Below are 24,267 nucleotides of genomic sequence, written 5' to 3' on the forward strand. Positions count from 1 at the left end.
CTTCAACTGGCTCCGGCCGCCATGGCCGACGCCCGTATCGACGTGCGCAGTGCGAGATCGCGGGCCGGATCTCGGCGCGCGGTCAAGAATGCTTGGTCAACGGACACGAACCCTCAACTGCGGCAGCGTTGTTCGCAGACCGGCAGCTCGCCGATATACATGCCCTGCGGCGGTTACATGGGCCCTCATTTGGCCTTATGGCGATTCTATTGTGGTCTGCCGAACGTCTGCGGCGGGGCCAAACGCTTGCAGACGTTGGGCACCCCGTTACTCCCGTCGCCAGCCATCCAGTTGAGTTACTAGTGCCGTGACCGGGAAGGTTTGCCGGGTGGGCGGTGCAGAACGACTTGGCGCCGATCGGCTGGGGGTTGTCGTACCCCCGGTGTAGCGTCCGGGCCGGAGTCAGATCATGTTCTGTGGTTGACGGAGGCGCGCGGATGACAAGTACAACGGGCGAGGCCATGGTGGGCGGCGTCCCAGCTGAGCAAGATCCCGGCGCAGGGCGCCGTTCGGTGAACGCTGAACTCGCCGCGCTCAAGGGTGCCCTGGACAGTCAGCGCGCGCACGTCGTTGGGATCCTCGAAGGGGTCTCGGAGGAGGATCTGCGGCGGCCGGTGCTGCCCAGCGGTTGGAGCTGCCTGGCGTTGCTGCGCCACCTCACGGTGGATGTCGAACGCTTCTGGTTCCCCGGAGTGATCGCAGGCGAACCGGATGTGGTCGGACAGCTCGCGGCAGGTGCGGAGGCGCACTGGTACGTCCCCGAGGGGATGAGCACCAGGGAGGTCTTCGCCGACTACCGGGCGGCCATCGCAAGCGCAGACGTCGTGCTCGCCGCCGCCAACCTGGACCAGGAGCCTGCCGCGTGGCCCGTGGACATCTGGCCGACCTGGCGGCTGCCCGACGTGCGCCGCATCCTCATCCACGTGCTCACCGAGGTCGCCTGCCACAGCGGTCACTTGGACGCGGCACGCGAACTGATCGATGGCACCACCTGGCTCGGCGGCAACCCCTACGCTGGATAGTCCTCTGCCCCAGTGAGCAGCATGGAGATCTTCAGGCTGCGGTGGCGAGAGGCCGGCCGCCCCAGCGGGTTCCCTTCTCGCTGCGAACACGGGCTCGTTCACGACGCTGAGCGGCCAGAACATCGGGGTGCCGGGAGTTGGGCGTTGCGCCAGCGCAGGTATCGCTGCAACTCCCTCGTCGGGACCGTTTGGTTGGGGTGATGCGAGTTGGCGAGAGTGAACTGCCGCAGGGGACCGAAGTGCGCCTCGATCGGGTTCGCCCAGGAGGCGTTGGTCGGCGTGAAGCACAGCTCGGCCTTGTCCTTCCGGGCCCACCGGCGGATCGTGCTGCCCTTATGGGCGGACAGATTGTCCAGGATCACGTAGATCGGGGCGCCGTCCGGCCGGGCGGCCCGGATCGACTGCAGCGCGGCCAGCGACGGAACGGCGCCCTTGTGGCGGCGGTTGACACCCCAGAGGGTGTCGTCGCCGACCGAATAGCAGCCGTGGAAGTTCCTTAACGACCGGTGGGGCGGCCCGCCACAGTGTTCCTGGTCAGCTACGAGCCCTGGATTCGAGAACGCGCAGACCCGAGGGCGCGTAGGCGCCGCTCTTCCTGCGGCACTGGAGACTGTTCCTGGGAGAAGCCGACCAAGATCTTCTCCCAGATTTCTCCCAAACGATCTCCAGGAACCCGTCAGGGGCCTGATCCAGTTACTGGATCAGGCCCCTGACCTGGTACTTCTCTGTCGGGGTGGCGGGATTTGAACCCACGACCTCTTCGTCCCGAACGAAGCGCGCTGCCAAGCTGCGCTACACCCCGATCCCCGCCGGTCTCCCGGCGACATCGATAACTCTAGCCCACCGGCGCCCGGAGACGAAATCCGGTATTTGTCGTGATCGGCGGGAGCGGCCCGGTCAGGCGTCCCGGGGGGTCAGGGTGAGCAGGGTCGCCTCCGGGGGGCAGGCCACGCGGACCGGGGCGTAGCGGCTCGTACCGCAGCCCGCCGAGACGTGGAGGTAGGCGCGGTTGCCGCCGGAATAGTGGGTGGAGAGGCCCTTCACGCGGTCCGTGTCCAGGTCGCAGTTGGTGACCAGGGCGCCGTAGAAGGGGATGCACACCTGGCCGCCGTGGGTGTGACCGGCCAGGATCAGGGGGTAACCGTCCGTGGTGAACGCGTCCAGGGAGCGCAGGTAGGGGGCGTGGACGACGCCGATCGAGAGGTCGGCGCCCGTCTCGGGGCCGCCGGCCACTTCGGCGTAGCGGTCGCGCTTGATGTGCGGGTCGTCCAGGCCGGTGAAGGCGAGCTCCAGGCCGTCCAGCTTGAGGCGGCCGCGGGTGTTGGACAGGTTGAGCCAGCCCGCCTCGTCGAACGCGTCGCGCATCGGCTCCCACGGGTTGTGGACGACGCCGACCGCCGGGGCGTTGCCGTTGAGGCCGTGCTTGCCCGACGCCTTCTCGAAGAGGTAGCGGACCGGGTTGCGCAGCTTGGGGCCGTAGTAGTCGTTGGAACCGAACACGTACACGCCCGGGAGCTCCATCAGCGGGCCGAGCGCGTCCAGCAGCTCCGGTACGGCCTCGGGGTCGGAGAGGTTGTCGCCGGTGTTCACCACGAAGTCGGGGCGCAGGCCGGCCAGGGACTGGAGCCAGGCGCGCTTCTTGCGCTGTCCGCTGACCATGTGCACATCGGAGACCTGGAGGACGCGCAACGGGCGCGCCCCTCGCGGAAGCACTGGGACGGTGACCCTGCGCAGGCGGAACGAGCGGACCTCGAAGCCGGCCGCGTAGGCGAGACCGGCGGCGCCGGCCGCGGCGGTGACCGCCGTTATTTTCAGGGGTACTCCGTAGCGTGCGCGCATGCGCCCATCGTCGCAGACGTCGTACGCCCGCGGGAAAACAGGCGGGCACGGGGCGCCCCGCACCTGCCACAATCACCTCATGACCACGCTCAAGTCCAAGCTCAAGGAAGACCTCACCACGGCCATGAAGGCGCGTGACGAGCTGACCTCGTCCACGCTCCGGCTGACCCTCACCGCGATCACGAAGGAAGAGGTCGGCGGCAAGACCGCCCGCGAACTCTCCGACGACGAGGTGCAGAAGGTGATCGCCAAGGAGGCCAAGAAGCGCCGTGAGGCCGCCGACGCCTTCGCCAAGGGCGGCCGGACCGAGCAGGCCGAGCGGGAGAAGAAGGAGGGCGCCATCCTCGACGCGTACCTTCCGCAGCAGCTGAGTGACGAGGAGCTGACCGCCATCGTGGCCTCCGCCGTGGACGAGGCGAAGGGCGCCGGGGCCGAGGGGCCGCGCGCGATGGGCGCCGTCATGAAGATCGTCAACCCGAAGGTCGCGGGGCGCGCCGAGGGCGGCCGGGTGGCCGCCACGGTGAAGAAGCTCCTCGCGGGCTGAGCGAAGCCGGGGCCGGCGAGGGCCGGCGTCGCGTACGTACGAGGGCGGGGCGCCCGGATGATCCGGAGCGCCCCGCCCTCGTACGCGTCTCGGCCGTCAGGGGCCGTTCCTGCCGCCGTCGTTCTGTCCCCGGCCGTGGCCGTTGTTCCCGCCGAGGAGGTCCGGCGGGATGCTGATGCCGGGGAACGGGTTGTCGTCGTCACCGGGCTTGTTGTCGCCCGGCTTCTTCTTGTCCCCGTCCGGCTTCTTCTCCTTGTCCTCCTTCTCCTTCGCCCGCGGTACGTCGACCGGGTTGAAGGAAGGGGTCTCGGACGAGCTGAGGGCGCCGGTCATCGCCGTCCTCCAGATCGGTCCGGGGAGGCAGCCACCGCAGACCTTGTCGTAGTACTGGCCGCCGATGACGATGTCGGTCATCTTGTTCTGACGGGCGCCGTCGCTGCCGACCCAGACCGCTGTGGACAGGTTCGGCGTGTAGCCGACGAACCAGGCGTTCTTGCGCTCGTCGGTGGTTCCGGTCTTGCCCGCGTTGTCGCGGTCGCTGAGGCCGGCCTGCGTGCCGGTGCCGTCCTCGACGACGCCCTTGAGCATCTGGTTTATGGTGTCGGCCGTGTGCTCGCTCATCGCGCGGCTGCACCGCGACTTCGGCACGTCGATCGGCTTGCCGTTCGGCTTGGTGACGGAGAGGACCGCGACCGGTGTGCAGTACGTGCCGCGGTTGGCGAAGGTCGCGTACACCGAGGCCATGGCCAGCGGGGTCGACTCCTGTCCGCCCAGCGTGGTGTTGGCGACCTCCCACAGGGGCTTGTTGTCGCCGCGGTCGTAGCCGACCTTCTTCGCCATCGCGAGCGTCTCGCAGAGGCCCGTCTTCTGCTCCAGCTTCGCGAAGTAGGTGTTGATCGACTTGCCCAGCGCGCTGGTCATGTCGAACATGCCCTTCTCGGACTCCGTCTCGTTCTGCACCGACCACGGTTTGTCGTCCGTGGGTGCGCCCGCACAGGTGCGGAAGGAGTCGGCCGGCAGGGAGATCTTGCGCGGGGTGTCGAAGGTCTGGGCCGGGCTGATGCCCTTCTCCAGCGCCGCCGCCGCGGTGATCGGCTTGAACGTCGACCCGACCTGGAAGCCGGCGTAGCTGCCGCCCATCGCGTGGTCGACGGAGAGGTTCAGCATGGTCTGGTGCTTGGAGGGGTCGAGACCGTACGGCCTGGACTGGGCCATCGCCAGGATCCGTCCGGTGCCGGGCTGGACCTGGACGACCGCGTCGGCGACCTTGTCGTCCTCGTTGACCCGGGAGACGGCCGCCTCGTTGGACGCGGCCTGGGACCGCGGGTCCAGGGTCGTCTTGATGGTCAGACCGCCGGTCGCCCACAGCTTGGCGCGGTCCTTCGCGGTCTTGCCGAAGGCCGGGTCGCTCTTGACGACCTTCGAGACGTAGTCGCAGAAGAAGCCGGCGCCGCTGACGGCGGTGATGCAGCCGTTCCGCGGTCGCTTGACCTTCAGCTTGATCGGGGTCTTCTGGGCCTCGTCCGCCTGCTTTTGGGAGATCTTGCCGATGTCCGCCATGCGCTGGAGCACGGTGTTGCGCCGCTTGGTCGCTTCCTCCGTGTCGTTGATGGGGTCGTAGCGGCTGGGCGACTGCACGATCCCGGCGAGCAGCGCCGCCTCCTCCAGCTTCAGGTCCTTCGCCGACTTGGAGAAGTAGCGCTGGGAGGCCGCCTCGACGCCGTACGCCTGCTGCCCGAAGAAGGTGATGTTGAGGTAGTTCTCCAGGATCTTCCGCTTGCCGAGTTCTTCCTCGACCTGGATCGCGTACTTCAGCTCCTGGACCTTTCGGCCCAGCGTCTGCTGGGTGGCCTCGGCGACCTTCGCCGGGTCGTCACCGGCCTCCTCCACGAAGACGTTCTTCACGTACTGCTGGGTGAGGGTGGAGGCGCCTTCCGCCGTACCGCCCGCCTGGACGTTGCGGTTCAGCGCGCGCAGGATTCCCTTGAGGTCGACCGCGCCGTGCTCGTAGAAGCGGGCGTCCTCGATCGCGATGATCGCGTTCTGCATGTACGGGGAGATGCTCGTGAGCGGCACCACCGTGCGGTCACGCGAGTAGACCGTGGCGATCAGGCCGCCTTTGCTGTCGAGGATCTTGGTGCGCTGGCTCAGCGGCGGGGTCTTCAGATTGGCCGGGATCTCGTCGAACCCGTCGACCGTCCCCTTGGCCGCGAGGCCCAGTGCTCCGGCCGCCGGCAGCGCGATGCCCGCCAGGACGACTCCGGAGAGTGCGGCGACACCGAGGAACTTGGCGGCCTGCTGGGTCGTGGTGAGACCCCCGCCCGAGCGCTTCTTTGGCATGGGGGCAGCCTAATCCGTAGATATGAGCGTTCCGTAGGACCGGGGGTCCATCGGAGCGTTCGCGTACCGGACCGTGACATTCGGATCCGGCGTGGTGGCCGCGCCGCGGCTGCTGGGCCTGGTGGTATGGGGTGTGAGGCGGCTACGTTCCCATTCGCCGGACACACGGATATGCCTTGGCCTAAGCTGCTCTCAACTGTCACAGCAGTCCGGTTCCGTATCAACCCCCGTGCACGATCCGGCCACACGCCCGGCGCTCCCGAATTCGCCCCGTGTGTCACCGAACGTCCGATGTGGTTCTGGTGAACTGTCCCGATTCTGGCGGGATGGTCCCGCATGTCCCCAGCTCACTCCCCTGGGTGATCTGCCGTATACGCATAGTCCGTTCGGGCCATTCAAGATTGGGCCCGAAGGGGGTGTTGTGCTGTCGCCACCTTCCGTAACGTCCTCAACTGGCAGCAGTGAATATGCCGCTGCCGCCGTGGGGGAGCCTCGATTCGGGAGAGGACGGCGCCGGGATGGGCTGGGTAACCGACTGGAGTGCGCAGGCAGCCTGCCGCACTACTGATCCGGATGAACTGTTCGTACAAGGGGCAGCGCAGAACAGGGCCAAGGCGGTGTGCACCGGATGCCCGGTGCGGACCGAGTGCCTGGCCGACGCTCTGGACAACCGCGTCGAATTCGGCGTGTGGGGCGGGATGACCGAGCGGGAGCGCCGCGCGCTGCTGCGCAGGCGGCCGACGGTGACGTCCTGGCGCCGGCTGCTGGAGACCGCCCGCAGTGAGTACGAGCGCTCCTCGGGCATCCTGCCCGTGGCGATCGGGCTGGAGGACAGCGAGGAGCTGCACGAGACGTTCGCCGCCGTCGGCTAGCCCTGGCGGTTCGTACGTTGTACGGCTTACGAGGGCTAGGCAGCTCCGGCCGGTGCGGAACCGGTCGCGAGGCGGTCCCCGATGGCTCGCAGGCCCGAGAGGTCATGGACGTCTCCGGGCAGCGCGGCCACGGCGGCCACGGCCACCTCGGGGTGCAGCGCGGTGAAGCGGTCGCGTGTGTCCTGTTCGCGCGCGACCACCTGCATCCGCTCGGCATGCAGACGGAGCAGGCCCGCGGTCAGTTCTTCGATTGTGACGGCTGCCGTGCTGTCGGGCCGGGGACCGGGGTCCGTGGTGAGCGCGTGCCCGTCCGTGGGGGAGTCGGCGGGCTCACGAAGTCCAGCCTTCCCTGCCGCCTGATCCACAATGCCGTCGGTCTCAAGATTTTCTGCTTCGAGCTTCTCCGCGGCGGCGAGCGCCTGCTCGGCGGAGAGACGCGCGGCATCGCTGCCGTGGACCCGGTTGAGCACCAGCCCCGCGAGCGGCATGTCCTCAGCGGCCAGACGCTCCACGAAGTACGCCGCCTCGCGCAGGGCGTCCCGCTCCGGCGTGGCGACGACGAGGAACGCCGTACCGGGCGCCTGAAGGAGCTTGTACGTGGCATCCGCACGGGTGCGGAAGCCACCGAACATGGTGTCCATCGCGGCGACGAACGTCTGGACGTCGCGCAGGAACTGACCCCCCAGCAGCTTCCCCAGCGTCCCGGTCATCATCGACATGCCCACGTTGAGGAACTTCATCCCCGCGCGGCCGCCCATCTTCGCCGGGGCCATCAGCAGCTTGATGAACTTCCCGTCCAGGAACGAGCCCAAACGCTTCGGGGCGTCCAAGAAGTCCAGCGCGGACCGCGACGGCGGGGTGTCCACGACGATCAGGTCCCACTCGTCCCGCGACCGGAGCTGCCCCAGCTTCTCCATCGCCATGTACTCCTGCGTGCCCGCGAAGCCGGCCGACAGGGACTGGTAGAAGGGGTTCTCCAGGATCGCGCGGGCCCGCTCGCCGTCCGCGTGCGCCTCGACGATCTCGTCGAAGGTCCGCTTCATGTCGAGCATCATGGCGTGCAGCTCACCGGAGCCCTCGATGCCCTTGACCCGGCGCGGGACGTTGTCCAGCGAGTCGATGCCCATGGACTGGGCGAGTCTGCGGGCCGGGTCGATGGTGAGGACGACGACCTTGCGGCCGCGCTCCGCCGCCCGCACCCCGAGGGCCGCGGCGGTGGTCGTCTTGCCGACGCCGCCGGAACCGCAGCAGACGATGATCCGGATGTCCGGGTCGTCGATCAGGGCATCGGTGTCCAGGGCCGGGACGGGATCCGGTGCGCCCGTCCCCCCTCCGTCGCCCGCCCCCGTCGTCGTGTGTGCTGTCATGAACCCGCCCCTCGTCCGGATCCCGCTCGGCCCGCGCCCTGGTCCCGGAGTGCGGCCGCCAGGTGGTCGAGCCCGGCCCGGTCCACCCCCTCGCCGATCAGCGGCAGCTCGCACGCCGGCAGGCCCAGCCCGGCCAGCACGGTGCGCTGCTCACGCTCCAGCGCGACCCGCTGGGTGTGCTCGGCGGCCTGCTCGACCAGCGGGCGTACGAGCCCCGCCGCACCGGTCACGCCCGCCCGCGTCAGGGTCTTGGCGATCTCCTTGCGCCGCCCGCCCACCGTGGCGCGCAGCGCGTCCCCGTCCAGCAGCCGCGGGCGCACCATGTTCACGATGACCCGGCCCACCGGCAGCTCGGCGGCGCGCAGCTCCGCGATGCCGTCCGCGGTCTCCTGGACCGGCATCTCCTCCAGCAGCGTCACCAGGTGCACCGCGGTCTCCGGGGACTTCAGCACCCGCATCACGGCCTGCGCCTGATTGTGTATCGGGCCGATCCGCGCGAGCCCGGCCACCTCGTCGTTCACGTTGAGGAAGCGGGTGATGCGGCCGGTCGGCGGGGCGTCCATGATCACGTAGTCGTAGACGAACCGGTTCTGCCGGTCCTTGCGGCGGACCGCCTCGCACGCCTTGCCCGTCAGCAGGACGTCCCGCACCCCTGGCGCGATGGTGGTGGCGAAGTCGATCGCGCCGAGCTTCTTGAGCGCCCGTCCCGCGCTGCCGAGCTTGTAGAACATCTGGAGGTAGTCGAGGAGCGCCAGCTCCGCGTCGATCGCGAGGGCGTAGACCTCGCCGCCGCCCGGAGCGACGGCGATCCTGCGCTCCTCGTAGGGGAGGGAATCCGCCTCGAAGAGCTGGGCGATGCCCTGTCTGCCCTCGACCTCCACGAGGAGGGTGCGCCTGCCCTCGGCCGCGAGGGCGAGCGCGAGGGCGGCGGCGACCGTGGTCTTACCGGTACCGCCCTTGCCGCTGACGACCTGGAACCTGCTCACGTATTCGAGCCTAACCAGTCGCACCGCAGGCTACGCACGAGGCTGCGCGTCCCCTGGATTGCGCAGGCATTACAGTCGGGCCATGACCAAGTGGGAATACGCGACCGTGCCCCTTCTCGTGCACGCGACCAAGCAGATTCTGGACACCTGGGGCGAGGACGGCTGGGAGCTGGTCCAGGTCGTTCCCGGCCCGAACAACCCCGAGCAGCTCGTGGCGTACCTGAAGCGGGAGAAGCAGTAGTGGCCGGCACCGTCGAGGCGAAGCTGGCCGAGCTCGGACTGCCGCTCCCGGCCGTCGTGCCGCCGCTGGCGTCGTACCAGCCGGCCGTGCAGTCCGGGGTGTATGTGTACACGTCCGGTCAGCTGCCCATGGTCGACGGCAAGCTGGCGGTGACCGGCAAGGTCGGCGCCGAGGTCACGGCCGACGAGGCCAAGGAGCTCGCGAAGACCTGCGCGCTGAACGCCCTCGCCGCCGTGAAGTCGGTGGCGGGCGACCTGGACCGGATCGCCCGGGTCGTGAAGGTCGTCGGCTTCGTCGCCTCGGCCGCCGACTTCACCGGCCAGCCCGGTGTGATCAACGGTGCGAGCGAGCTGCTGGGCGAGGTCCTCGGGGACAAGGGCGTGCACGCCCGCAGCGCCGTGGGTGTCGCCGTGCTGCCGCTGGACGCGCCGGTCGAGGTCGAGATCCAGGTCGAGCTGACCGGAGCCTGACCCGGACCCTCTCCGCCCCTGGTCCCGTCCGGTCCTGAGGACCGGGCGGGACCTTGTGTGTACGCGCCCGGTACGGATCCGGGGACCCCTCGAACATCGACGCGGTTCCGGATAGCCTCCGGCCATGTCCAATGGTCAGTGGTACCCCCCGGAATGGCCCGGCCGGATCAGGGCCCTCGCCGCAGGCGAACTGAAGGCCGCCGAGCCCCGGCGGGCCGCCACCGTGATGCTGCTCCGGGACGACGCCACCGGTACCGGGGGCGCGCCCGCCGTCCACATGCTGCGCCGGCGCACCTCGATGGCCTTCGCCGGAGGGGCGTACGCCTACCCGGGAGGTGGCGTCGACCCGCGCGACGACGACCTGCTCGTCCGCTGGGCCGGTCCCGGGCTGGAGACCTGGGCGCGTCGGCTGGGTGTCGGCACACCGGCCGAGGCGCAGGCGATCGTCTGCGCCGCGGTACGCGAGACGTACGAGGAGGCCGGGGTCCTGCTGGCCGGTCCGACGCCGGAGACCGTCGTCACCGACACCACCGGCGACGACTGGGAGGCGGACCGCGCGGCGCTGGCCGCGCGGGAGCTGTCGTTCGCCGCGTTCCTGGAGGGGCGCGGGCTGGTGCTGCGCTCGGACCTGCTCGGCGCGTGGGCGCGCTGGATCACGCCGGAGTTCGAGCCGCGCCGCTACGACACGTGGTTCTTCGTCGCCGCGCTCCCCGTGGGCCAGCGCACCCGGAACGCCTCGACGGAGGCCGACCGCACCGTGTGGATCACCCCGGCCGACGCGGCCGAGGGATACGACCGGGGCGAGCTGCTGATGATGCCGCCGACCGTGGCGACCCTGCGGGCACTGCGGCCGTACGCCACCGCCGCGCAGGCGCTGGAGGCGGCGTCGGACCAGGACCTCTCCCCGGTACTCGCGCAGGCCCGTCTGGACGGTGACGAGCTGGTGCTGAGCTGGCCCGGGCACGAGGAGTTCACCAAGCACGTTCCCGCCAGCGGCACGGACCGAACGCCCGCAGGGGTGAGATCCGGTGGGGAGCCCTCCGGCGCCGCCGAGGCATCCCGCGCGGAAGGCGGTGCGGCATGAGTGACGCGGCGGCGCTGCCCGGACAACCGCGCGGTGGGGTGCTGTCCGGTCCCGCCACGGCCCGTACGGTCAACGTCCTGGCGCCGAACCCCTCGGCCATGACGCTGGACGGGACCAACACGTGGATCGTCGCCGAGCCCGATGCGGACCAGGCGGTCGTCATCGACCCCGGCCCGCTGGACGAGGCTCATCTGCGCGCTGTCATGGACACCGTCGAGCGGGCGGGCCGCCGGATCGCTCTGACGCTGCTCACCCACGGCCACCCCGACCACGCGGAGGGCGCGGCGCGGTTCGCCGAGCTGACCCGGACCAAGGTGCGCGCGCTCGACCCGGAGCTGCGGCTCGGCGACGAGGGCCTGGGGACGGGCGACGTCATCACGACCGGCGGCCTGGAGATGTACGTGGTGCCGACGCCCGGCCACACGGCGGACTCGCTGTCGTTCCACCTTCCGGCCGATCAGGCGGTGCTGACCGGCGACACGATCCTCGGACGCGGGACGACGCTGGTGGCGCATCCGGACGGGCGGCTCGGGGACTACCTCGACTCGCTGAGGCGGCTGCGCTCGCTGACGGTGGACGACGGCGTCCACACGGTGCTGCCCGGCCACGGACCTGTACTGGACGACGCGCAGGGGGCGGTCGAGTTCTATCTCGCCCACCGGGCGCACCGGCTGGCGCAGGTGGAGACCGCGGTGGAATCGGGCTACCGGACCTCGTCCGAGGTGGTGGCCCATGTCTACGCGGACGTGGACCGTTCGCTGTGGCCGGCCGCGGAGCTGTCGGTGCGGGCGCAGCTGGACTACCTGGCCGAGCACGGGCTGATCTGACATGCGTGAGGGCCCCGCCGATGCCGGTGGGGCCCTCACGACGGCGGGTCAGCGCGACCGCTTGGCCAGCCGCTCCACGTCCAGGAGGATCACCGCGCGGGCCTCCAGCCGGAGCCAGCCACGGCCGGCGAAGTCGGCGAGGGCCTTGTTGACCGTCTCGCGGGACGCGCCGACCAGCTGGGCCAGCTCTTCCTGCGTCAGGTCGTGCACCACGTGGATGCCTTCCTCGGACTGGACGCCGAAGCGGCGAGACAGGTCCAGGAGGGCGCGGGCGACGCGGCCGGGCACGTCGGAGAAGACCAGGTCGGACATCTGGTCGTTGGTCTTGCGCAGGCGCCGGGCGACGGCACGCAGGAGGGCCGTGGCCACCTCGGGGCGCGCGTTGAGCCAGGGCTGCAGGTCACCGTGGCCGAGGCCGAGGAGCTTGACCTCGGTCAGGGCGGTGGCGGTGGCGGTGCGCGGGCCCGGGTCGAAGAGCGAGAGCTCACCGATCAGCTCGCCGGGGCCGAGGACCGCCAGCATGTTCTCGCGGCCGTCGGGGGAGGTGCGGTGGAGCTTCACCTTGCCCTCGGTGACCACATAGAGGCGGTCGCCCGGGTCACCCTCGTGGAACAGCGCGTCACCGCGCGCGAGGGTCACCTCACTCATCGAGGCGCGGAGCTCCGCGGCCTGCTCGTCATCGAGCGCCGCGAAAAGCGGGGCGCGCCGCAGAACGTCGTCCACGAGTTCTCTCCTTGTCGGCCTGTTCAGGGAACCGTGGTCCCCATCATGCCGGACGGTAAAACAGTGCGATCAATCACAAACCAGTTTGACGCACGCGCGTGCCGAGGGGTACGGCAGGGGGCCGATTGGGGGCGGATCACCCGTGACCGGGGCGGATGTCAGTGCCGCGTTCTAGGCTGGCCGGGTGTCCGGATTGCCGGTGAGAGCGCAGGCCAAGGAGGCTGATGGGGTGTCGGAGGGCCGTGATTCCGCTGTGGGCGAACAGGGTGCGGGCAAGGGGAGGAAGCTGAAGAAAACGGTGGAAAGCGGCTCCGGAGGGGCGAAGAACCGGTCCGTCGGCCCCGACTCGGCCAGGCGGGCGAAGCCGGAGGTCGGCGCTGCCGGAGCCGCCGGACCGAAGAAGAAGCCCGGGCGGCCGGAATCGCATCTGGCCATGGTCCGCCGCGCCCGCCGGATCAACCGCGAGCTCGCCGAGGTCTATCCGTACGCCCATCCCGAGCTGGACTTCCGGAATCCGTTCGAACTGCTCGTGGCGACGGTTCTCTCCGCCCAGACCACCGACCTGAGGGTCAACCAGACCACGCCCGCCCTCTTCGCCGCCTATCCCACCCCGGAGGACATGGCCGCCGCCGTTCCGGAGGAGCTGGAGGAGCTCATCCGGCCGACCGGCTTCTTCCGGGCCAAGGCGAAGTCCCTCCTCGGCCTGTCCGCCGCGCTCCGCGACGACTTCGGCGGCGAGGTGCCGGGGAGGCTCGCGGATCTCGTGAAGCTGCCGGGAGTCGGCCGCAAGACCGCCAACGTCGTGCTGGGCAACGCCTTCGGAGTGCCCGGAATTACCGTGGACACCCATTTCGGGCGATTGGTCCGGCGGTGGAAGTGGACGGAGCAGGAGGACCCGGAGAAGGTCGAGGCGGAGATCGCGGCGATCTTCCCCAAGAGCGAGTGGACCATGCTCTCGCACCGCGTCATCTTCCACGGCCGCCGCGTCTGCCATGCCCGCAAGCCCGCCTGCGGCGCCTGCCCGATCGCCCCGCTGTGTCCGTCGTACGGTGAGGGCGAAACGGACCCGGAGAAGGCCCGCAAGCTCCTGAAGTACGAGATGGGCGGCAAGCCGGGCCAGCGGCTGAGCCCGCCGCCGGACTACCCGGGAAGCCCGGCACCTCCCCTGGGCGCCGACTGACCCGGACCGCCGCGGCGGAACGAATCGCGGGACGACGGGCGTTGTGAGACGGAGGGGTGCCTATGAAGACGCATGAGACCGGCACGGAGCGCGGTGGGGCGGAAGGCCCTGCGGTCATGGTTTCGGAGGCGGGCCTGCCCGACTGGCTCGACCCCGTCGCCCGTGCCGCGCGCACGGTGCGGCCGCAGCAGCTCAGCCGCTTCCTGCCGCCGGAGGACGGGGCGGGGCGCCAGTCGGCCGTGCTCGTCCTGTTCGGCGAGGGCGCGCGGGGCCCCGAACTGCTGCTGATGGAGCGGGCCGGAAGCCTGCGCTCCCATCCCGGCCAGCCGTCGTTCCCCGGTGGCTCGCTCGACCCCGAGGACGGCGACCAGGCGACGACCGGCCCGCTCAGGGCCGCTCTGCGCGAGGCCGAGGAGGAGACCGGCCTCGATCCGCGCGGGGTACAGATCTTCGGCGTCCTCCCCCGTCTCTACATCCCGGTGAGCAGCTTCGTGGTGACGCCGGTCCTCGGCTGGTGGCGGGCGCCCAGCCCGGTCGGGGTGGTCGACCCGGGGGAGACGGCGCGGGTCTTCACGGTCCCCGTGGCGGATCTCACGGACCCGGCCAACCGGGCGACGGCCGTCCACCCCAGCGGTCACCGGGGCCCGGCGTTCCTGGTCGAATCAGCGCTCGTCTGGGGATTCACGGCCGGCGTGATCGACCGGATTCTGCACTTCGCGGGCTGGGAACGCCCGTGGGACAGAGCCAGGCAGGTGCCGCTCGACTGGCGCGCATGACAGGCTGACTTCCGTGCTCCGCCGATCCGGGACCGCCCGGACCGCGGAGACGTACGGGCCCGGTGACGAATCTGCGAGGCTATAGACGGTGAACGTGCTGGACATCCTGCTGCTGGCCGGAGCCGTGTGGTTCGCGGTCATCGGCTACCGCCAGGGGTTCGTCGTCGGCATCCTGTCGGTGATCGGGTTCCTGGGCGGCGGTCTCGTCGCCGTCTACCTCCTGCCGGTCCTGTGGGACCAGATGACGGATGGTTCGGAGGTCTCCTCCACCGCGGCCGTCGTCGCGGTCGTCATCGTGATCGTGTGCGCGTCGGTCGGCCAGGCGTTCACCACCCATCTGGGAAACAAACTCCGGCGGCACATCACCTGGTCGCCCGCGCGCGCCCTGGACGCGACCGGCGGCGCCCTCGTCAACGTGGTGGCGATGCTGCTCGTCGCCTGGCTGATCGGCTCGGCCCTGGCGGGCACCTCGCTGCCGACGCTGGGCAAGGAGGTCCGCAGCTCCTCGGTCCTGCTGGGCGTCTCCCGGGTGATGCCGCCCCAGGCGTCCACCTGGTTCACGGACTTCTCCTCGGTCCTCGCGCAGAACGGCTTCCCCCAGGTTTTCAGCCCGTTCGCCAACGAACCCATCACCGAGGTCAGCGCCCCCGACCCGGCGCTCGTCGGCAGCCCCGTCGCCGCGCGCGCCAAGCAGTCCATCGTGAAGGTCGTGGGCACGGCCCCGAGCTGCGGCAAGGTCCTCGAAGGCACCGGGTTCGTGTTCTCCGACCGCCGGGTGATGACCAACGCCCACGTCGTCGGCGGCGTCGACGAGCCGACCGTGCAGATCGGCGGCCAGGGACGCCTGTACGACGCGAAGGTCGTCCTCTACGACTGGCAGCGCGACATCGCCGTACTCGACGTCCCGGACCTCGATGTGAAGCCGCTGCAGTTCACCGGTACCGACAGCGACGCGGAGACGGGCGACAGCGCCATCGTCGCGGGCTTCCCGGAGAACGGCTCGTACGACGTGCGCTCCGCGCGCGTCCGCGCCCGCATCGACGCCAACGGCCCCGACATCTACCACCGGGGCACGGTCCGCCGTGATGTGTACTCGCTCTACACCACGGTCCGCCAGGGCAACTCCGGCGGCCCGCTGCTGACCCCCGAGGGCAAGGTGTACGGAGTCGTGTTCGCGAAGTCGCTCGACGACCCGGACACGGGCTACGCGCTGACGGCGGACGAGATCCGCGACGACATCGCGCAGGGCCGTGCCGCCGACCAGCAGGTCGACAGTCAGGGTTGCGCGCTCTGAAGTTCTCCGGACGGCCCGTGCGGGCCCGTCGGCGCGTCAGTTACGGGGATGGCGCAGCCGCGCCGAGACCCAGCGGGCCCTGCGCCGGAGGATGCGTGAGATGCCGAGCCGAGGATCATGCATGACGTGCAAAGCGTGCACCCGGCCCTGAAGGCCGTCCCCCTCGTGAATGCCCGGAACCGCCGTGGCGGTCGAGCGACGGTTGCGTGCTGCGTCACCGAAGTCGTGCGTCCAGCCCATACCCGGACGTGTGCCCCTGCCTCATGGTCTGTAACCGCCTATCCGTCAGCCAATTGGCTTATGCGCCGGGCACGTGGCTGTTCGGAGGACATGTGTGCCGGAACGGCTAGCGATCCGGCTCGGAATCCTTGAGCCAGTTGATGAGTTCGGCCGAGAATCCCGCCGGGTCCTCCTCATGGGGGAAGTGGCCCAGACCGTCGAAAAGTCGCCAACGGTAGGGCGCCTCGACGTACTCGCCGGACCCGGCGGAGCTGCGGGTGCGGACCGCCGGATCGAGTGAACCGTGAAGGTGCAGGGTCGGCACCCGAACGGGCCGCTTCATGCGCCGGTTGAACTGGATGCCGTCCGGGCGCGCCAGCGAGCGCACCATCCAGCGGTACGGCTCGATCGAGCAGTGCGCCGTCGAGGGAATCGTCATGGCCCGCCGGTAGACGCCCAGCGTCGCCTCGTCGGGGAACTCCGTCTTGCCCGGACCCGCCCAGTCGCTGATCAGCCGCCCCACCAGGGCACCGTCGTCGGCGACGAGCTGACGCTCCGGCACCCAGGGCCGCTGGAAACCCCAGATGTACGAGCCGGCCCGGGACTGCGCGAAGTCAGAGAGCATCGAGGAGCGCCACCGCCGTGGGTGGGGCATCGAGGAGACGGCCAGCCGGCGCACCAGCTTCGGGCGCATCACGGCGGCCGTCCAGGCCAGGTAGCCGCCCATGTCGTGGCCGACGAGGGCGGCGTCCGGCTCGCCGAGGGACCTGACCACGCCCGTGATGTCGAGCGCCAGGTTGGCGGGGTCGTAACCGCGGGGAGTGCGGTCGCTGCCGCCCACCCCGCGCAGGTCCATCGCCACGGCCCGGAAACCCGCCTCGGCGAGCGCGGGCAGTTGGTGGCGCCAGGTCCACCAGAACTGCGGAAAGCCGTGCAGGAGGAGGACCAGCGGGCCCTCACCCATCTCGGCGATGTGGAAGCGGGCGCCGTTCGCCGCGACGTCCCGGTGGGTCCAGGGGCCGTCGAGGCGGACGGGGCCGCCGGCCGGGGCGGACGGTGCGGGAGCGCTCATGCGGATGAGCGTGCCACAGCCGACGCCTTGTCCTGGACCGGTGCGCTCTCGATGGCCCGGTCGGAGCGGGTGCTTCCGCCCACCGGGAGGAACGCGTCGGCCGAGGTCTCGGGGCGCGGGTGCGGCTTGACGCCCTGGAGGACGGCGGCGGTCTGCTTGGCGGAGGCGATGGACTTCTCCGGCGGCTTGACCTTCTTGATCTTCGCGTAGCCGAAGAGCGCGAGCAGGACGCCCAGCAGGATGAAGGCGCCACCCACGATCAGGAACGACCAGGCGAGGCCCAGCCCCAGGTTGTGGATGCCGTACGCGGCCGCGAAGCTCAGCACCGGGATCGCGAACAGGAGCAGCACGCCCGTGACGATGAACGCCACACTGCCGATGACGCCGCGCTTGACGTCCTGCCGCACCTCGGCCTTGGCCAGGGCGATTTCGTCGTGCACCAGCGCCGACAGTTCGGCCGTCGCCGACGCGACCAGCTGGCCGAGACTGCGGTCGGCGCTGCCCGCGTAATTGCCGGGGTCGCTCATCCCTGACTCCCTCTCCTGTTCAACACGTCCGATGTCAGATCATGCCGGACTGTCCGGCCTGTCGCTCGCTGCCCCCGCCAGTCGGGCAAGGCGGCGGTGCTCGGCCGCCTTCTCCTCGTAGATCGCGGCCATCCTCAGGTGATACGCCGGATCGTCCTGCTCGTAGACGTCCGGCACTCCGGAACCGTCCTCGTCGAGTTCCTCGGCGTCGGTCAGTGCCCTGTATCTGCGTACCCGGAGTTTGAGCAGTACACCGGAGAGTACGGCGGCGATGAGGGATCCGAGCAGAACCGACGCCTTGATCTGGTTGATCATGTCGTCGTCACCGGCGAACGCGAGCTCACCGATCAGCAGGGACACGGTGAAGCCGATGCCGGCGAGGGTGGCGATCGCGAAGACGTCCGCCCAGGCGAGGTCCTTGTTCAGCTCGGCCCGGGTGAGCCGCGTGGTCAGCCACGTACCGCCGAAGACGCCGATGGTCTTGCCGGCGACCAGGCCCAGGACGACCCCGAGGGTCTCCGGCTGGTCGAAGACGGAGGCCATCGCGCCGCCGGACAGGGAGACCCCGGCGGAGAAGAGCGCGAAGACCGGCACGGCGAAGCCCGCCGACAGCGGGTGCACCAGGTGCTCGATGCGCTCACCGGGGGAGTGCTCCTCGCCCTCGCGACGGGTGCAGCGCAGCATCAGCCCCATGGCGACGCCGGCGATGGTGGCGTGGATGCCGCTGTTGTACATCAGCCCCCAGATGACCAGGGCGAGCGGCACATAGACGTACCAGCCGCGCACGCCGAGGCGGAGCAGCAGATAGAAGAGGCCCAGCCCGAGGAAGGCGCCGCCGAGCGCGAGGAAGTCGATGTCGTCGGTGAAGAAGATGGCGATGACGAGGATCGCGAAGAGGTCGTCCACGACGGCGAGCGTCAGCAGGAAGGCCCGGAGCGCGGAGGGCAGCGAGGCGCCGATGACGGCGAGAACGGCGAGCGCGAAGGCGATGTCCGTGGCGGTCGGGACCGCCCAGCCGTCCGTCGAGCCGTCGCCGAACACGTTGACCAGGGTGTAGATGACCGCCGGGACCGCCATGCCGCAGAGCGCGGCGGCCACGGGGAGCGCCGCGGCCTTGGGATCGCGCAGTTCTCCCGCCACGAGTTCGCGTTTGAGTTCGACGCCCGCCACGAAGAAGAAGATCGCGAGCAGCCCGTCGGCGGCCCAGTGCTCCACGGAGAGGTGCAGACCGAGGGTCTCGGGCCCGATGTGGAAGTGACTGACGGCCGAGTAGCTCGAACCCGCGGTGTTGGCCCACACCAACGCGGCCACGGCGGCGACCAGCAGGATGACGCCCCCGACGGTCTCCGTACGCAGGGCGTCGGCGACGTAGTTGCGCTCGGGGAGCGGCAGCCGCCCCAGGAAGGTGCGGCGCGGGCCGGGGGGTGCGGGGGTGGGCGTGGCCACGGGGGAGACCTCCGGGTCGGTACGGCAGCGATGGCATGGCTGATGCACTTGCCGACCAGACTTCCCGGCACCCCTGTGAAGATTTTCCTATCGTGTTGTCGATCAGCTGCCACTGTACCCGCGGGATGTGGCGGTCAGGATGCTTGGGAGCGGTGCTCTCACCGTAAACGCCCGAAGGGCACCCAGCGCGTTGCCGGGTGCCCTTCGGGCCGTGCGTAGGTGTCAGTCCTCGGAGGGGGCCGACGGCAGCTGGTTCTGGATCAGGTCCATGACCGAGGAGTCGGTCAGGGTCGTGACATCGCCCAGGGCCCGGTTCTCCGCCACGTCGCGCAGCAGACGGCGCATGATCTTGCCGGAACGGGTCTTCGGCAGCTCGGCCACCGGCATGATGCGCTTCGGCTTGGCGATCGGGCCGAGCGTCGCCCCGACGTGGTTGCGCAGCTCCGCCACCAGCTCGTCGGAGGCGGTCGCGGTGCCCCGCAGGATGACGAAGGCGACGATGGCCTGGCCGGTCGTCTCGTCTGCGGCGCCGACCACGGCGGCCTCGGCGACCGACGGATGCGAGACGAGCGCCGACTCGACCTCGGTGGTCGAGATGTTGTGCCCGGACACCAGCATGACGTCATCCACCCGGCCGAGCAGCCAGATGTCGCCGTCCTCGTCCTTCTTGGCACCGTCGCCGGCGAAGTACTTGCCCTCGAAGCGCGACCAGTACGTGTCGAGGAAGCGCTGGTCGTCGCGCCAGATGGTGCGGAGCATCGACGGCCACGGCTCGGTGAGGACCAGGTAGCCGCCTCCGCCGTTCGGGACCTCGTTGGCCTCGTCGTCCACGACGGTCGCGGAGATGCCCGGCAGGGCGCGCTGGGCACTCCCCGGCTTGGTCTCGGTGACGCCGGGCAGCGGCGAGATCATCATCGTGCCGGTCTCGGTCTGCCACCAGGTGTCCACGATCGGGCACCTGTCGGCACCGATGTGCTTGCGGTACCAGACCCACGCCTCGGGGTTGATCGGCTCACCGACCGAACCGAGGACGCGCAGGGACGACAGGTCGAACTTGGCGGGGATGTCGTCCCCCCACTTCATGAACGTACGGATCGCGGTCGGCGCGGTGTAGAGGATCGTGACCCCGTACTTCTGGACGATCTCCCAGAAGCGCCCCTGATGCGGGGTGTCGGGCGTGCCCTCGTACATCACCTGCGTGGCGCCGTTGGCCAGCGGCCCGTAGACGATGTACGAGTGCCCGGTCACCCAGCCGATGTCGGCGGTGCACCAGTAGACGTCGGTCTCCGGCTTCAGGTCGAAGACCGCGTGGTGGGTGTACGCCGCCTGGGTGAGGTAGCCCCCGGAGGTGTGCAGGATGCCCTTGGGCTTCCCGGTGGTGCCCGACGTGTACAGGATGAACAGCGGCTGCTCAGCCTCGAACGCCTCGGGCGTGTGCTCGGCGGACTGGCGGCCCGTGATCTCGTGCCACCAGACGTCGCGGCCCTCGTTCCACGCGGTGTCCTGGCCCGTACGGCGGACCACCAGGACGTGCTCCACGCTGTCGATGCGGGAGACGGCGTCGTCCACCGCGGGCTTGAGCGCGGAGGGCTTGCCGCGGCGGTAACCGCCGTCCGCCGTGATGACGACCTTCGCGTCCGCGTCCTCGATGCGGGCGGCGATGGCGTCGGCGGAGAAGCCGCCGAAGACGACCGAGTGCGCGGCGCCGATGCGGGCGCAGGCCAGCATCGCGACGGCGGCCTCGGGGATCATCGGGAGGTAGACGGCGACCCGGTCGCCCTTGCCGACACCGAGCTCGGTGAGGGCGTTGGCGGCGCGGGAGACCTCGTCCTTCAGCTCCGCGTAGGTCAGGGCGCGGCTGTCGCCGGGCTCGCCCTCGAAGTGGATGGCGACCCGGTCACCGTTGCCCGCCTCGACGTGACGGTCGACGCAGTTGTACGCGACGTTGAGCTCGCCGTCCGCGAACCACTTCGCGAAGGGCGGGTTGCTCCAGTCGAGGGTCTCGGTCGGCTCCGTGGCCCAGGTCAGGCGGCGGGCCTGCTCGGCCCAGAAGCCCAGCCGGTCCGCTTCGGCCTGCTCGTACGCCTCTGCGGTGACGTTGGCGTTGGCGGCCAGCTCGGCAGGCGGAGCGAACTTCCGCTCTTCCCGAAGCAGGTTGGCCAGGCTCTCGTTGCTCACGACTTCTCCCAGTCCCAGGGTGTCCGTTGTGTCCCGGGGCATAGCTCATCAGTCCCGAGGCCGGGTGACAAGTGTCTGCCGGGAATTGGTTTAGACCTGTGTCTCGTGTATAGAGGCATGATCCCGCCTCCACGCCGCGGCGGCACGGTGACGCAAACCGCCGGTGTGATCGCTCCGACACGGAAACGGGATCACTAGGTCCTACGGATCCGAGGTGCCTGCGGTTCAGACGTCGGTACGGGCCGGCTCGGCCGGGCACGTCGGCGTGATCGGGTCGAACACCTCGGTCGTGCCGCTCCCCTCGCTCTCGTCCAGCAGATACGACTGGGCCTCGGCGACGTGGAAGTACATGCCGTGGAGCTGAAGGGTGCCGTCGGCGATCCGGCGCGCCACCGATGGGTGGGCCCGCAGGTGGTCGAGCTGCTGGACGACGTTGACCAGGCAGAGCTGCTCCACCACGTCGGCCGGCGGCCGCCCGGAGAGGCGGGCCGGGGTGTCGCCTGCCGAGGTCACCCTGGCCAGGCTGGGGAGCCCGTGCCGGAGCCAGCGCCACAGAGATGTGTCCGGGGCCTTCGGTGCGGCGCCCAGCAGCGCGTTCATGGCACCGCAGTCCGAATGGCCGCAGACGGTGATGGACTCGACGCCGAGCGCGTCCACCGCGTACTCGATCGCGGCTCCCACGGAGTGGTCGCCCTCTTCGGCGTCGGGAGGGGGCACCAGGTTGCCGATGTTCCGCACGGTGAACAGGTCGCCCGGGCCGCTGGCCGTGATCATGCTCGTCACCAGGCGTGAGTCCGCGCAAGTGATGAAGAGCTGTGAGGGACGCTGGCCCTCCTTGGCCAATCGCGCCAGCTCCCCCCGGACCAGGGGCGCCGTATCGCGCTGGAACGAGCTGAGACCCCTGACCAGCCGGTGATCGCGGGCTGCGCGTGAGGGGCGGCGGGCGAATGCGCGCTGCTGGGCGGAGGCGGCTTGCTCGAGGCGCTCCGCGTGCGGGGCGGGGGGCGCGTGAGGGGAGGGGGTGGAGGCGGTGGGGGTGGCGGGCGCGGTGGTCCTTGTCCGCGAGGGGGATAGGGGCTGGTGAAGGGATGGAGTGGGCTCGGGTGGCGCGGTGGGACCGGTGCTGGGGCCGGTGTCAGGCGGGGCGGAGGTGGAAGCTGGGCTGCCCGGGGCCGGGCTGATGGCGGTGGCGATCCCGGCGGAGGCTGCTGCCGTGCCGGCTGTGCGTGCGGCGCTGGGCCGGTGGGCCAGATCCGGGTCGCTCGCCGTGTACTCCTCGGCCTCGGTCGCCGAGGCATCCTCGCCAACCTCCGGGGGAGGGGCGTGTTCGGGCTGGTCGTGGCAGTGGTGGTTGCGCCAAGGGGTCCAGGGCCGGCAGCAGGAGTGCGCTGCCGCGGCGGGCTCGGCGATCCTGCCGCCCGCCCTCCCGGCGAACGCCACCTGGCCGCCGTGGGCCGCATGGGCGTTGCTCCAGTCCTGGATCGTCTCGTATGCGGCGTGATCCATGAACGAGCCGTCCAACTCCACGACCACATCGGCGCCTTGGGGGAGACGCCCCAGGACCCGACTGAGGCGTGGGACGGCCAGGAAGGTCAACTGGCCGCGCACGACCACGAGATGCTGTCCGTTCTGCTCGGACACCGAGATCCGGGTCCGGCCCAGACGGTGCAAGGCGACGGCCACTGCCACGGCGACGCCGATGGTTACGCCCTTGAGGACGCCGACGACGAGCACCCCGGCGATCGTCGCGCCGTACACCAGGAACTCCCGGTGCTTATGGACATTGCGGATGTGCGCCAGGCTCACCATCTTGAGGCCCACCATCATCACCAGCGCTCCCAGCGCGGCCAGGGGGATGCGCTCCAGCAAGGTGACGAGCAGACCGGATGCGACCAAGATCCATACACCGTGCAGCACGGTGGACGCTCGGCTGGTCGCCCCGGCTCTGACGTTCGCTGAACTGCGCACAGCTCCACCGGAGACCGCGAGTCCCCCGAGCAGGCCGGACACGGCGTTGGCGACGCCTTGAGCGCGTAGCTCCCGGTCGAGGTCGGAGCGTTTGAGCAAGGGGGGAGCGGGCCGCTCGGCGCGGTCCGGGCCGGTGCGGGTGGTGATCGGCCCGGTGGCGGGGGCGCCGGGAGCGGCCGGGCGGTCGCCGTTCTCGCCTGTCTCGTCGCCCTGTACCTCTCCGGTCCCCGCCGGCGAATGCGCCGAGTGCGCACGGCTGCGGTCGGCGGCCAGCTTGTCCACGGCGACAGCGGCGAGCAGTGACTCCAGGCTGGCGACCAGCATCATCGTGAACACGGCTGTAGCCAGGCCGAGCACCGGCCCGTGCGGCATTTCGGGCAGGGCGTGCGAACGCCAGGAGGGCAGATCGACCCGGGCGATCGACGGTGCCGCCCACGCGGCCACGGCTGTGGCCAGACCCACGGAGGCCAGGGCTGCCGGAACCCGGCGCAGGAACCGCCCGGTCCGTCCGGGCAGCATGGGCCACAGGACGAGGACGGCTACGGTGAGCGCGCCGATCAATGGGGCGGCGGGACTGACACGTGCCAGTTGATCGGGAAGATGCAGCACGTTGGAGATCGCCGAGCTCTGCGGTGAACCGCCCAGCACGATGTGCAGTTGAGCGAGCGCGATGGCCACGCCGATGCCTGCGAGCGTGCCGTGGACGATGGCGGGGCTGACGGCGAGTGCGCTGCGGGCCGCTCGCAGTGAGCCGAGCGCGAGCTGAAGCAGGCCCGCCCCGATCGTGATGGCGCAGGTGGTGCGCCAGCCGTAGACCTGGATCGTCTCTGCGGTGACCACGGTCAGTCCGGCGGACGGGCCGGAGACCTGCAGGGGCGTGCCGCCGAGGAGTCCGGCGACGATGCCTCCGACTGCGGCGGAGATGAGGCCCGCCTCCAGAGGGGCTCCCATGGCCACAGCAAGGCCGAGTGACATGGGAATGGCGAGCAGGAAGACAGTGATGGACGCGGATACATCGGCGCCCGAGACGCGGAATCGTCCGCCGTGCGGCGGCGGGGGCGGGCTGTGTGGGCGCTTCACTCCCGAGGACCGGGAAGGGCGCGAACTGCGGGACGAGTGTTCGTGGCGAGTGGGTACGCAGGCAGACATATTTCCCGTCTCCTCCTGGACAGCGCGGTCGTGGAACTCGATGACGCGGCCGTGGGTCATGGCGTGCAGCGGCGGGATATCTCAACTCTCGGTAAACAGACAGTAATGGAGGGTAAAGAGCTGTGTCCAGGATTGAGAGTAAA

21 protein-coding genes, 1 tRNA gene and 1 pseudogene are annotated in these 24,267 nt (G+C 70.2%); 10 read left to right on the forward strand and 13 right to left on the reverse strand.

The features are described 5' to 3' along the window. Positions 1 to 512 precede the first annotated feature (512 nt). The gene (locus G3I41_RS25400) at positions 513 to 1,022 is read left to right on the forward strand and encodes a DinB family protein (protein WP_164402696.1); all 510 of its coding nucleotides are present in this window, start codon (positions 513 to 515) and stop codon (positions 1,020 to 1,022) included. Positions 1,023 to 1,053: 31 nt separating this feature from the next. On the opposite strand, the pseudogene G3I41_RS25405 reads toward G3I41_RS25400, so the two are convergent. The 3 genes and pseudogenes from G3I41_RS25405 to G3I41_RS25415 form a co-directional block, all read right to left on the reverse strand. Then, a pseudogene (locus G3I41_RS25405) lies at positions 1,054 to 1,531 on the reverse strand (transposase); the annotation flags it as partial. Positions 1,532 to 1,750: 219 nt separating this feature from the next. Continuing rightward, positions 1,751 to 1,824 (reverse strand) — tRNA-Pro (locus G3I41_RS25410). Between the two features lie 95 nt (positions 1,825 to 1,919). Then, positions 1,920 to 2,861, reverse strand: a complete 942-nt coding sequence (locus G3I41_RS25415) for a metallophosphoesterase (RefSeq protein WP_164402697.1) — start codon at positions 2,859 to 2,861, stop codon at positions 1,920 to 1,922. A 79-nt stretch (positions 2,862 to 2,940) separates the two neighbouring features. Between G3I41_RS25415 and G3I41_RS25420 the strand changes: the two genes are divergently transcribed. Further along, positions 2,941 to 3,405, forward strand: coding sequence for a GatB/YqeY domain-containing protein (locus tag G3I41_RS25420; RefSeq protein ID WP_164402698.1), 465 nt, complete (start codon positions 2,941 to 2,943; stop codon positions 3,403 to 3,405). Positions 3,406 to 3,501: 96 nt separating this feature from the next. Here G3I41_RS25420 and G3I41_RS25425 read toward each other — a convergent pair whose 3' ends face one another. Then, the gene (locus G3I41_RS25425; protein WP_164402699.1) at positions 3,502 to 5,745 is read right to left on the reverse strand and encodes a transglycosylase domain-containing protein; all 2,244 of its coding nucleotides are present in this window, start codon (positions 5,743 to 5,745) and stop codon (positions 3,502 to 3,504) included. A 518-nt stretch (positions 5,746 to 6,263) separates the two neighbouring features. Between G3I41_RS25425 and G3I41_RS25435 the strand changes: the two genes are divergently transcribed. Continuing rightward, positions 6,264 to 6,617 carry a WhiB family transcriptional regulator gene (locus G3I41_RS25435; RefSeq protein ID WP_203601634.1) on the forward strand — a complete coding sequence of 118 codons (354 nt, stop codon included), beginning with the start codon at positions 6,264 to 6,266 and terminating at the stop codon, positions 6,615 to 6,617. 35 nt (positions 6,618 to 6,652) lie between these two features. On the opposite strand, the gene G3I41_RS25440 is transcribed toward G3I41_RS25435, so the two are convergent. Beyond that, positions 6,653 to 7,984, reverse strand: coding sequence for an ArsA family ATPase (locus G3I41_RS25440; RefSeq protein ID WP_164402700.1), 1,332 nt, complete (start codon positions 7,982 to 7,984; stop codon positions 6,653 to 6,655). Further along, positions 7,981 to 8,970, reverse strand: a complete 990-nt coding sequence (locus G3I41_RS25445; RefSeq protein ID WP_164402701.1) for an ArsA-related P-loop ATPase — start codon at positions 8,968 to 8,970, stop codon at positions 7,981 to 7,983. Before G3I41_RS25445 ends, G3I41_RS25440 begins: the two co-directional genes overlap by 4 nt. An 82-nt stretch (positions 8,971 to 9,052) precedes the next feature. Between G3I41_RS25445 and G3I41_RS25450 the strand changes: the two genes are divergently transcribed. The 4 genes from G3I41_RS25450 to G3I41_RS25465 all read left to right on the forward strand — a co-directional run bounded on the left by G3I41_RS25450 (position 9,053) and on the right by G3I41_RS25465 (position 11,592). Next, complete coding sequence (locus G3I41_RS25450) at positions 9,053 to 9,211, forward strand: DUF4177 domain-containing protein (protein ID WP_003991873.1); 159 nt, start codon at positions 9,053 to 9,055, stop codon at positions 9,209 to 9,211. Further along, entirely contained in the window at positions 9,211 to 9,681 is a 471-nt protein-coding gene (locus G3I41_RS25455) for a RidA family protein (RefSeq protein WP_164402702.1), read from the forward strand. The genes G3I41_RS25450 and G3I41_RS25455 overlap by 1 nt, the downstream gene beginning before the upstream one ends. Positions 9,682 to 9,805: 124 nt before the next feature. Then, positions 9,806 to 10,765 carry an NUDIX hydrolase gene (locus G3I41_RS25460; protein WP_164402703.1) on the forward strand — a complete coding sequence of 320 codons (960 nt, stop codon included), beginning with the start codon at positions 9,806 to 9,808 and terminating at the stop codon, positions 10,763 to 10,765. Beyond that, complete coding sequence (locus G3I41_RS25465; RefSeq protein WP_164402704.1) at positions 10,762 to 11,592, forward strand: MBL fold metallo-hydrolase; 831 nt, start codon at positions 10,762 to 10,764, stop codon at positions 11,590 to 11,592. Before G3I41_RS25460 ends, G3I41_RS25465 begins: the two co-directional genes overlap by 4 nt. Before the next feature lie 48 nt (positions 11,593 to 11,640). Here the strand turns inward: G3I41_RS25465 and G3I41_RS25470 are convergent, their stop codons facing one another. Then, on the reverse strand, positions 11,641 to 12,315 hold the full coding sequence (locus G3I41_RS25470; protein ID WP_014046869.1) for a Crp/Fnr family transcriptional regulator: 675 nt from the start codon (positions 12,313 to 12,315) through the stop codon (positions 11,641 to 11,643). Between the two features lie 253 nt (positions 12,316 to 12,568). On the opposite strand from G3I41_RS25470, the gene nth reads away from it, so the two are divergent. The 3 genes from nth (at position 12,569) to G3I41_RS25485 (ending at position 15,565) form a co-directional block, all read left to right on the forward strand. Beyond that, positions 12,569 to 13,495 carry an endonuclease III gene (gene nth / locus G3I41_RS25475; protein WP_164402705.1) on the forward strand — a complete coding sequence of 309 codons (927 nt, stop codon included), beginning with the start codon at positions 12,569 to 12,571 and terminating at the stop codon, positions 13,493 to 13,495. A 62-nt stretch (positions 13,496 to 13,557) separates the two neighbouring features. Next, positions 13,558 to 14,271, forward strand: a complete 714-nt coding sequence (locus G3I41_RS25480) for a CoA pyrophosphatase (protein WP_164402706.1) — start codon at positions 13,558 to 13,560, stop codon at positions 14,269 to 14,271. 88 nt (positions 14,272 to 14,359) lie between these two features. Then, the gene (locus tag G3I41_RS25485) at positions 14,360 to 15,565 is read left to right on the forward strand and encodes a MarP family serine protease (protein WP_164402707.1); all 1,206 of its coding nucleotides are present in this window, start codon (positions 14,360 to 14,362) and stop codon (positions 15,563 to 15,565) included. A 36-nt stretch (positions 15,566 to 15,601) separates the two neighbouring features. Here G3I41_RS25485 and G3I41_RS37080 read toward each other — a convergent pair whose 3' ends face one another. The 6 genes from G3I41_RS37080 to G3I41_RS25515 form a co-directional block, all read right to left on the reverse strand. Next, positions 15,602 to 15,805, reverse strand: a complete 204-nt coding sequence (locus tag G3I41_RS37080; RefSeq protein WP_073966437.1) for a hypothetical protein — start codon at positions 15,803 to 15,805, stop codon at positions 15,602 to 15,604. 106 nt (positions 15,806 to 15,911) lie between these two features. Then, entirely contained in the window at positions 15,912 to 16,856 is a 945-nt protein-coding gene (locus G3I41_RS25495) for an alpha/beta hydrolase (protein ID WP_164402708.1), read from the reverse strand. Continuing rightward, a complete protein-coding gene (locus G3I41_RS25500) occupies positions 16,853 to 17,383 on the reverse strand; it encodes a phage holin family protein (protein ID WP_164402709.1) in 531 nt (176 codons plus the stop codon). Before G3I41_RS25500 ends, G3I41_RS25495 begins: the two co-directional genes overlap by 4 nt. Before the next feature lie 39 nt (positions 17,384 to 17,422). Beyond that, a complete protein-coding gene (gene nhaA, locus G3I41_RS25505) occupies positions 17,423 to 18,829 on the reverse strand; it encodes a Na+/H+ antiporter NhaA (protein WP_164402710.1) in 1,407 nt (468 codons plus the stop codon). A 222-nt stretch (positions 18,830 to 19,051) separates the two neighbouring features. Continuing rightward, complete coding sequence (gene acs / locus G3I41_RS25510; protein ID WP_164402711.1) at positions 19,052 to 21,049, reverse strand: acetate--CoA ligase; 1,998 nt, start codon at positions 21,047 to 21,049, stop codon at positions 19,052 to 19,054. A 183-nt stretch (positions 21,050 to 21,232) separates the two neighbouring features. Beyond that, entirely contained in the window at positions 21,233 to 24,124 is a 2,892-nt protein-coding gene (locus G3I41_RS25515) for a SulP family inorganic anion transporter (RefSeq protein ID WP_164402712.1), read from the reverse strand. Between the last annotated feature and the right edge of the window lie 143 nt (positions 24,125 to 24,267).

The sequence above is a fragment of the Streptomyces sp. SID9727 genome, assembly GCF_010550605.1.
Lineage (GTDB): Bacteria > Actinomycetota > Actinomycetes > Streptomycetales > Streptomycetaceae > Streptomyces.

Bases quoted from the DNA above. Each gene is read 5' to 3' on its own strand.
- G3I41_RS25415 (WP_164402697.1), bottom strand. From the start codon at position 2,861: ATGCGCGCACGCTACGGAGTACCCCTGAAAATAACGGCGGTCACCGCC.
- G3I41_RS25420 (WP_164402698.1), top strand. From the start codon at position 2,941: ATGACCACGCTCAAGTCCAAGCTCAAGGAAGACCTCACCACGGCCATG.
- G3I41_RS25425 (WP_164402699.1), bottom strand. From the start codon at position 5,745: ATGCCAAAGAAGCGCTCGGGCGGGGGTCTCACCACGACCCAGCAGGCC.
- G3I41_RS25435 (WP_203601634.1), top strand. From the start codon at position 6,264: ATGGGCTGGGTAACCGACTGGAGTGCGCAGGCAGCCTGCCGCACTACT.
- G3I41_RS25440 (WP_164402700.1), bottom strand. From the start codon at position 7,984: ATGACAGCACACACGACGACGGGGGCGGGCGACGGAGGGGGGACGGGC.
- G3I41_RS25450 (WP_003991873.1), top strand. From the start codon at position 9,053: ATGACCAAGTGGGAATACGCGACCGTGCCCCTTCTCGTGCACGCGACC.
- G3I41_RS25460 (WP_164402703.1), top strand. From the start codon at position 9,806: ATGTCCAATGGTCAGTGGTACCCCCCGGAATGGCCCGGCCGGATCAGG.
- G3I41_RS25465 (WP_164402704.1), top strand. From the start codon at position 10,762: ATGAGTGACGCGGCGGCGCTGCCCGGACAACCGCGCGGTGGGGTGCTG.
- G3I41_RS25480 (WP_164402706.1), top strand. From the start codon at position 13,558: ATGAAGACGCATGAGACCGGCACGGAGCGCGGTGGGGCGGAAGGCCCT.
- G3I41_RS37080 (WP_073966437.1), bottom strand. From the start codon at position 15,805: ATGGGCTGGACGCACGACTTCGGTGACGCAGCACGCAACCGTCGCTCG.
- G3I41_RS25495 (WP_164402708.1), bottom strand. From the start codon at position 16,856: ATGAGCGCTCCCGCACCGTCCGCCCCGGCCGGCGGCCCCGTCCGCCTC.
- G3I41_RS25500 (WP_164402709.1), bottom strand. From the start codon at position 17,383: ATGAGCGACCCCGGCAATTACGCGGGCAGCGCCGACCGCAGTCTCGGC.
- acs (WP_164402711.1), bottom strand. From the start codon at position 21,049: ATGCCCCGGGACACAACGGACACCCTGGGACTGGGAGAAGTCGTGAGC.
- G3I41_RS25515 (WP_164402712.1), bottom strand. From the start codon at position 24,124: ATGTCTGCCTGCGTACCCACTCGCCACGAACACTCGTCCCGCAGTTCG.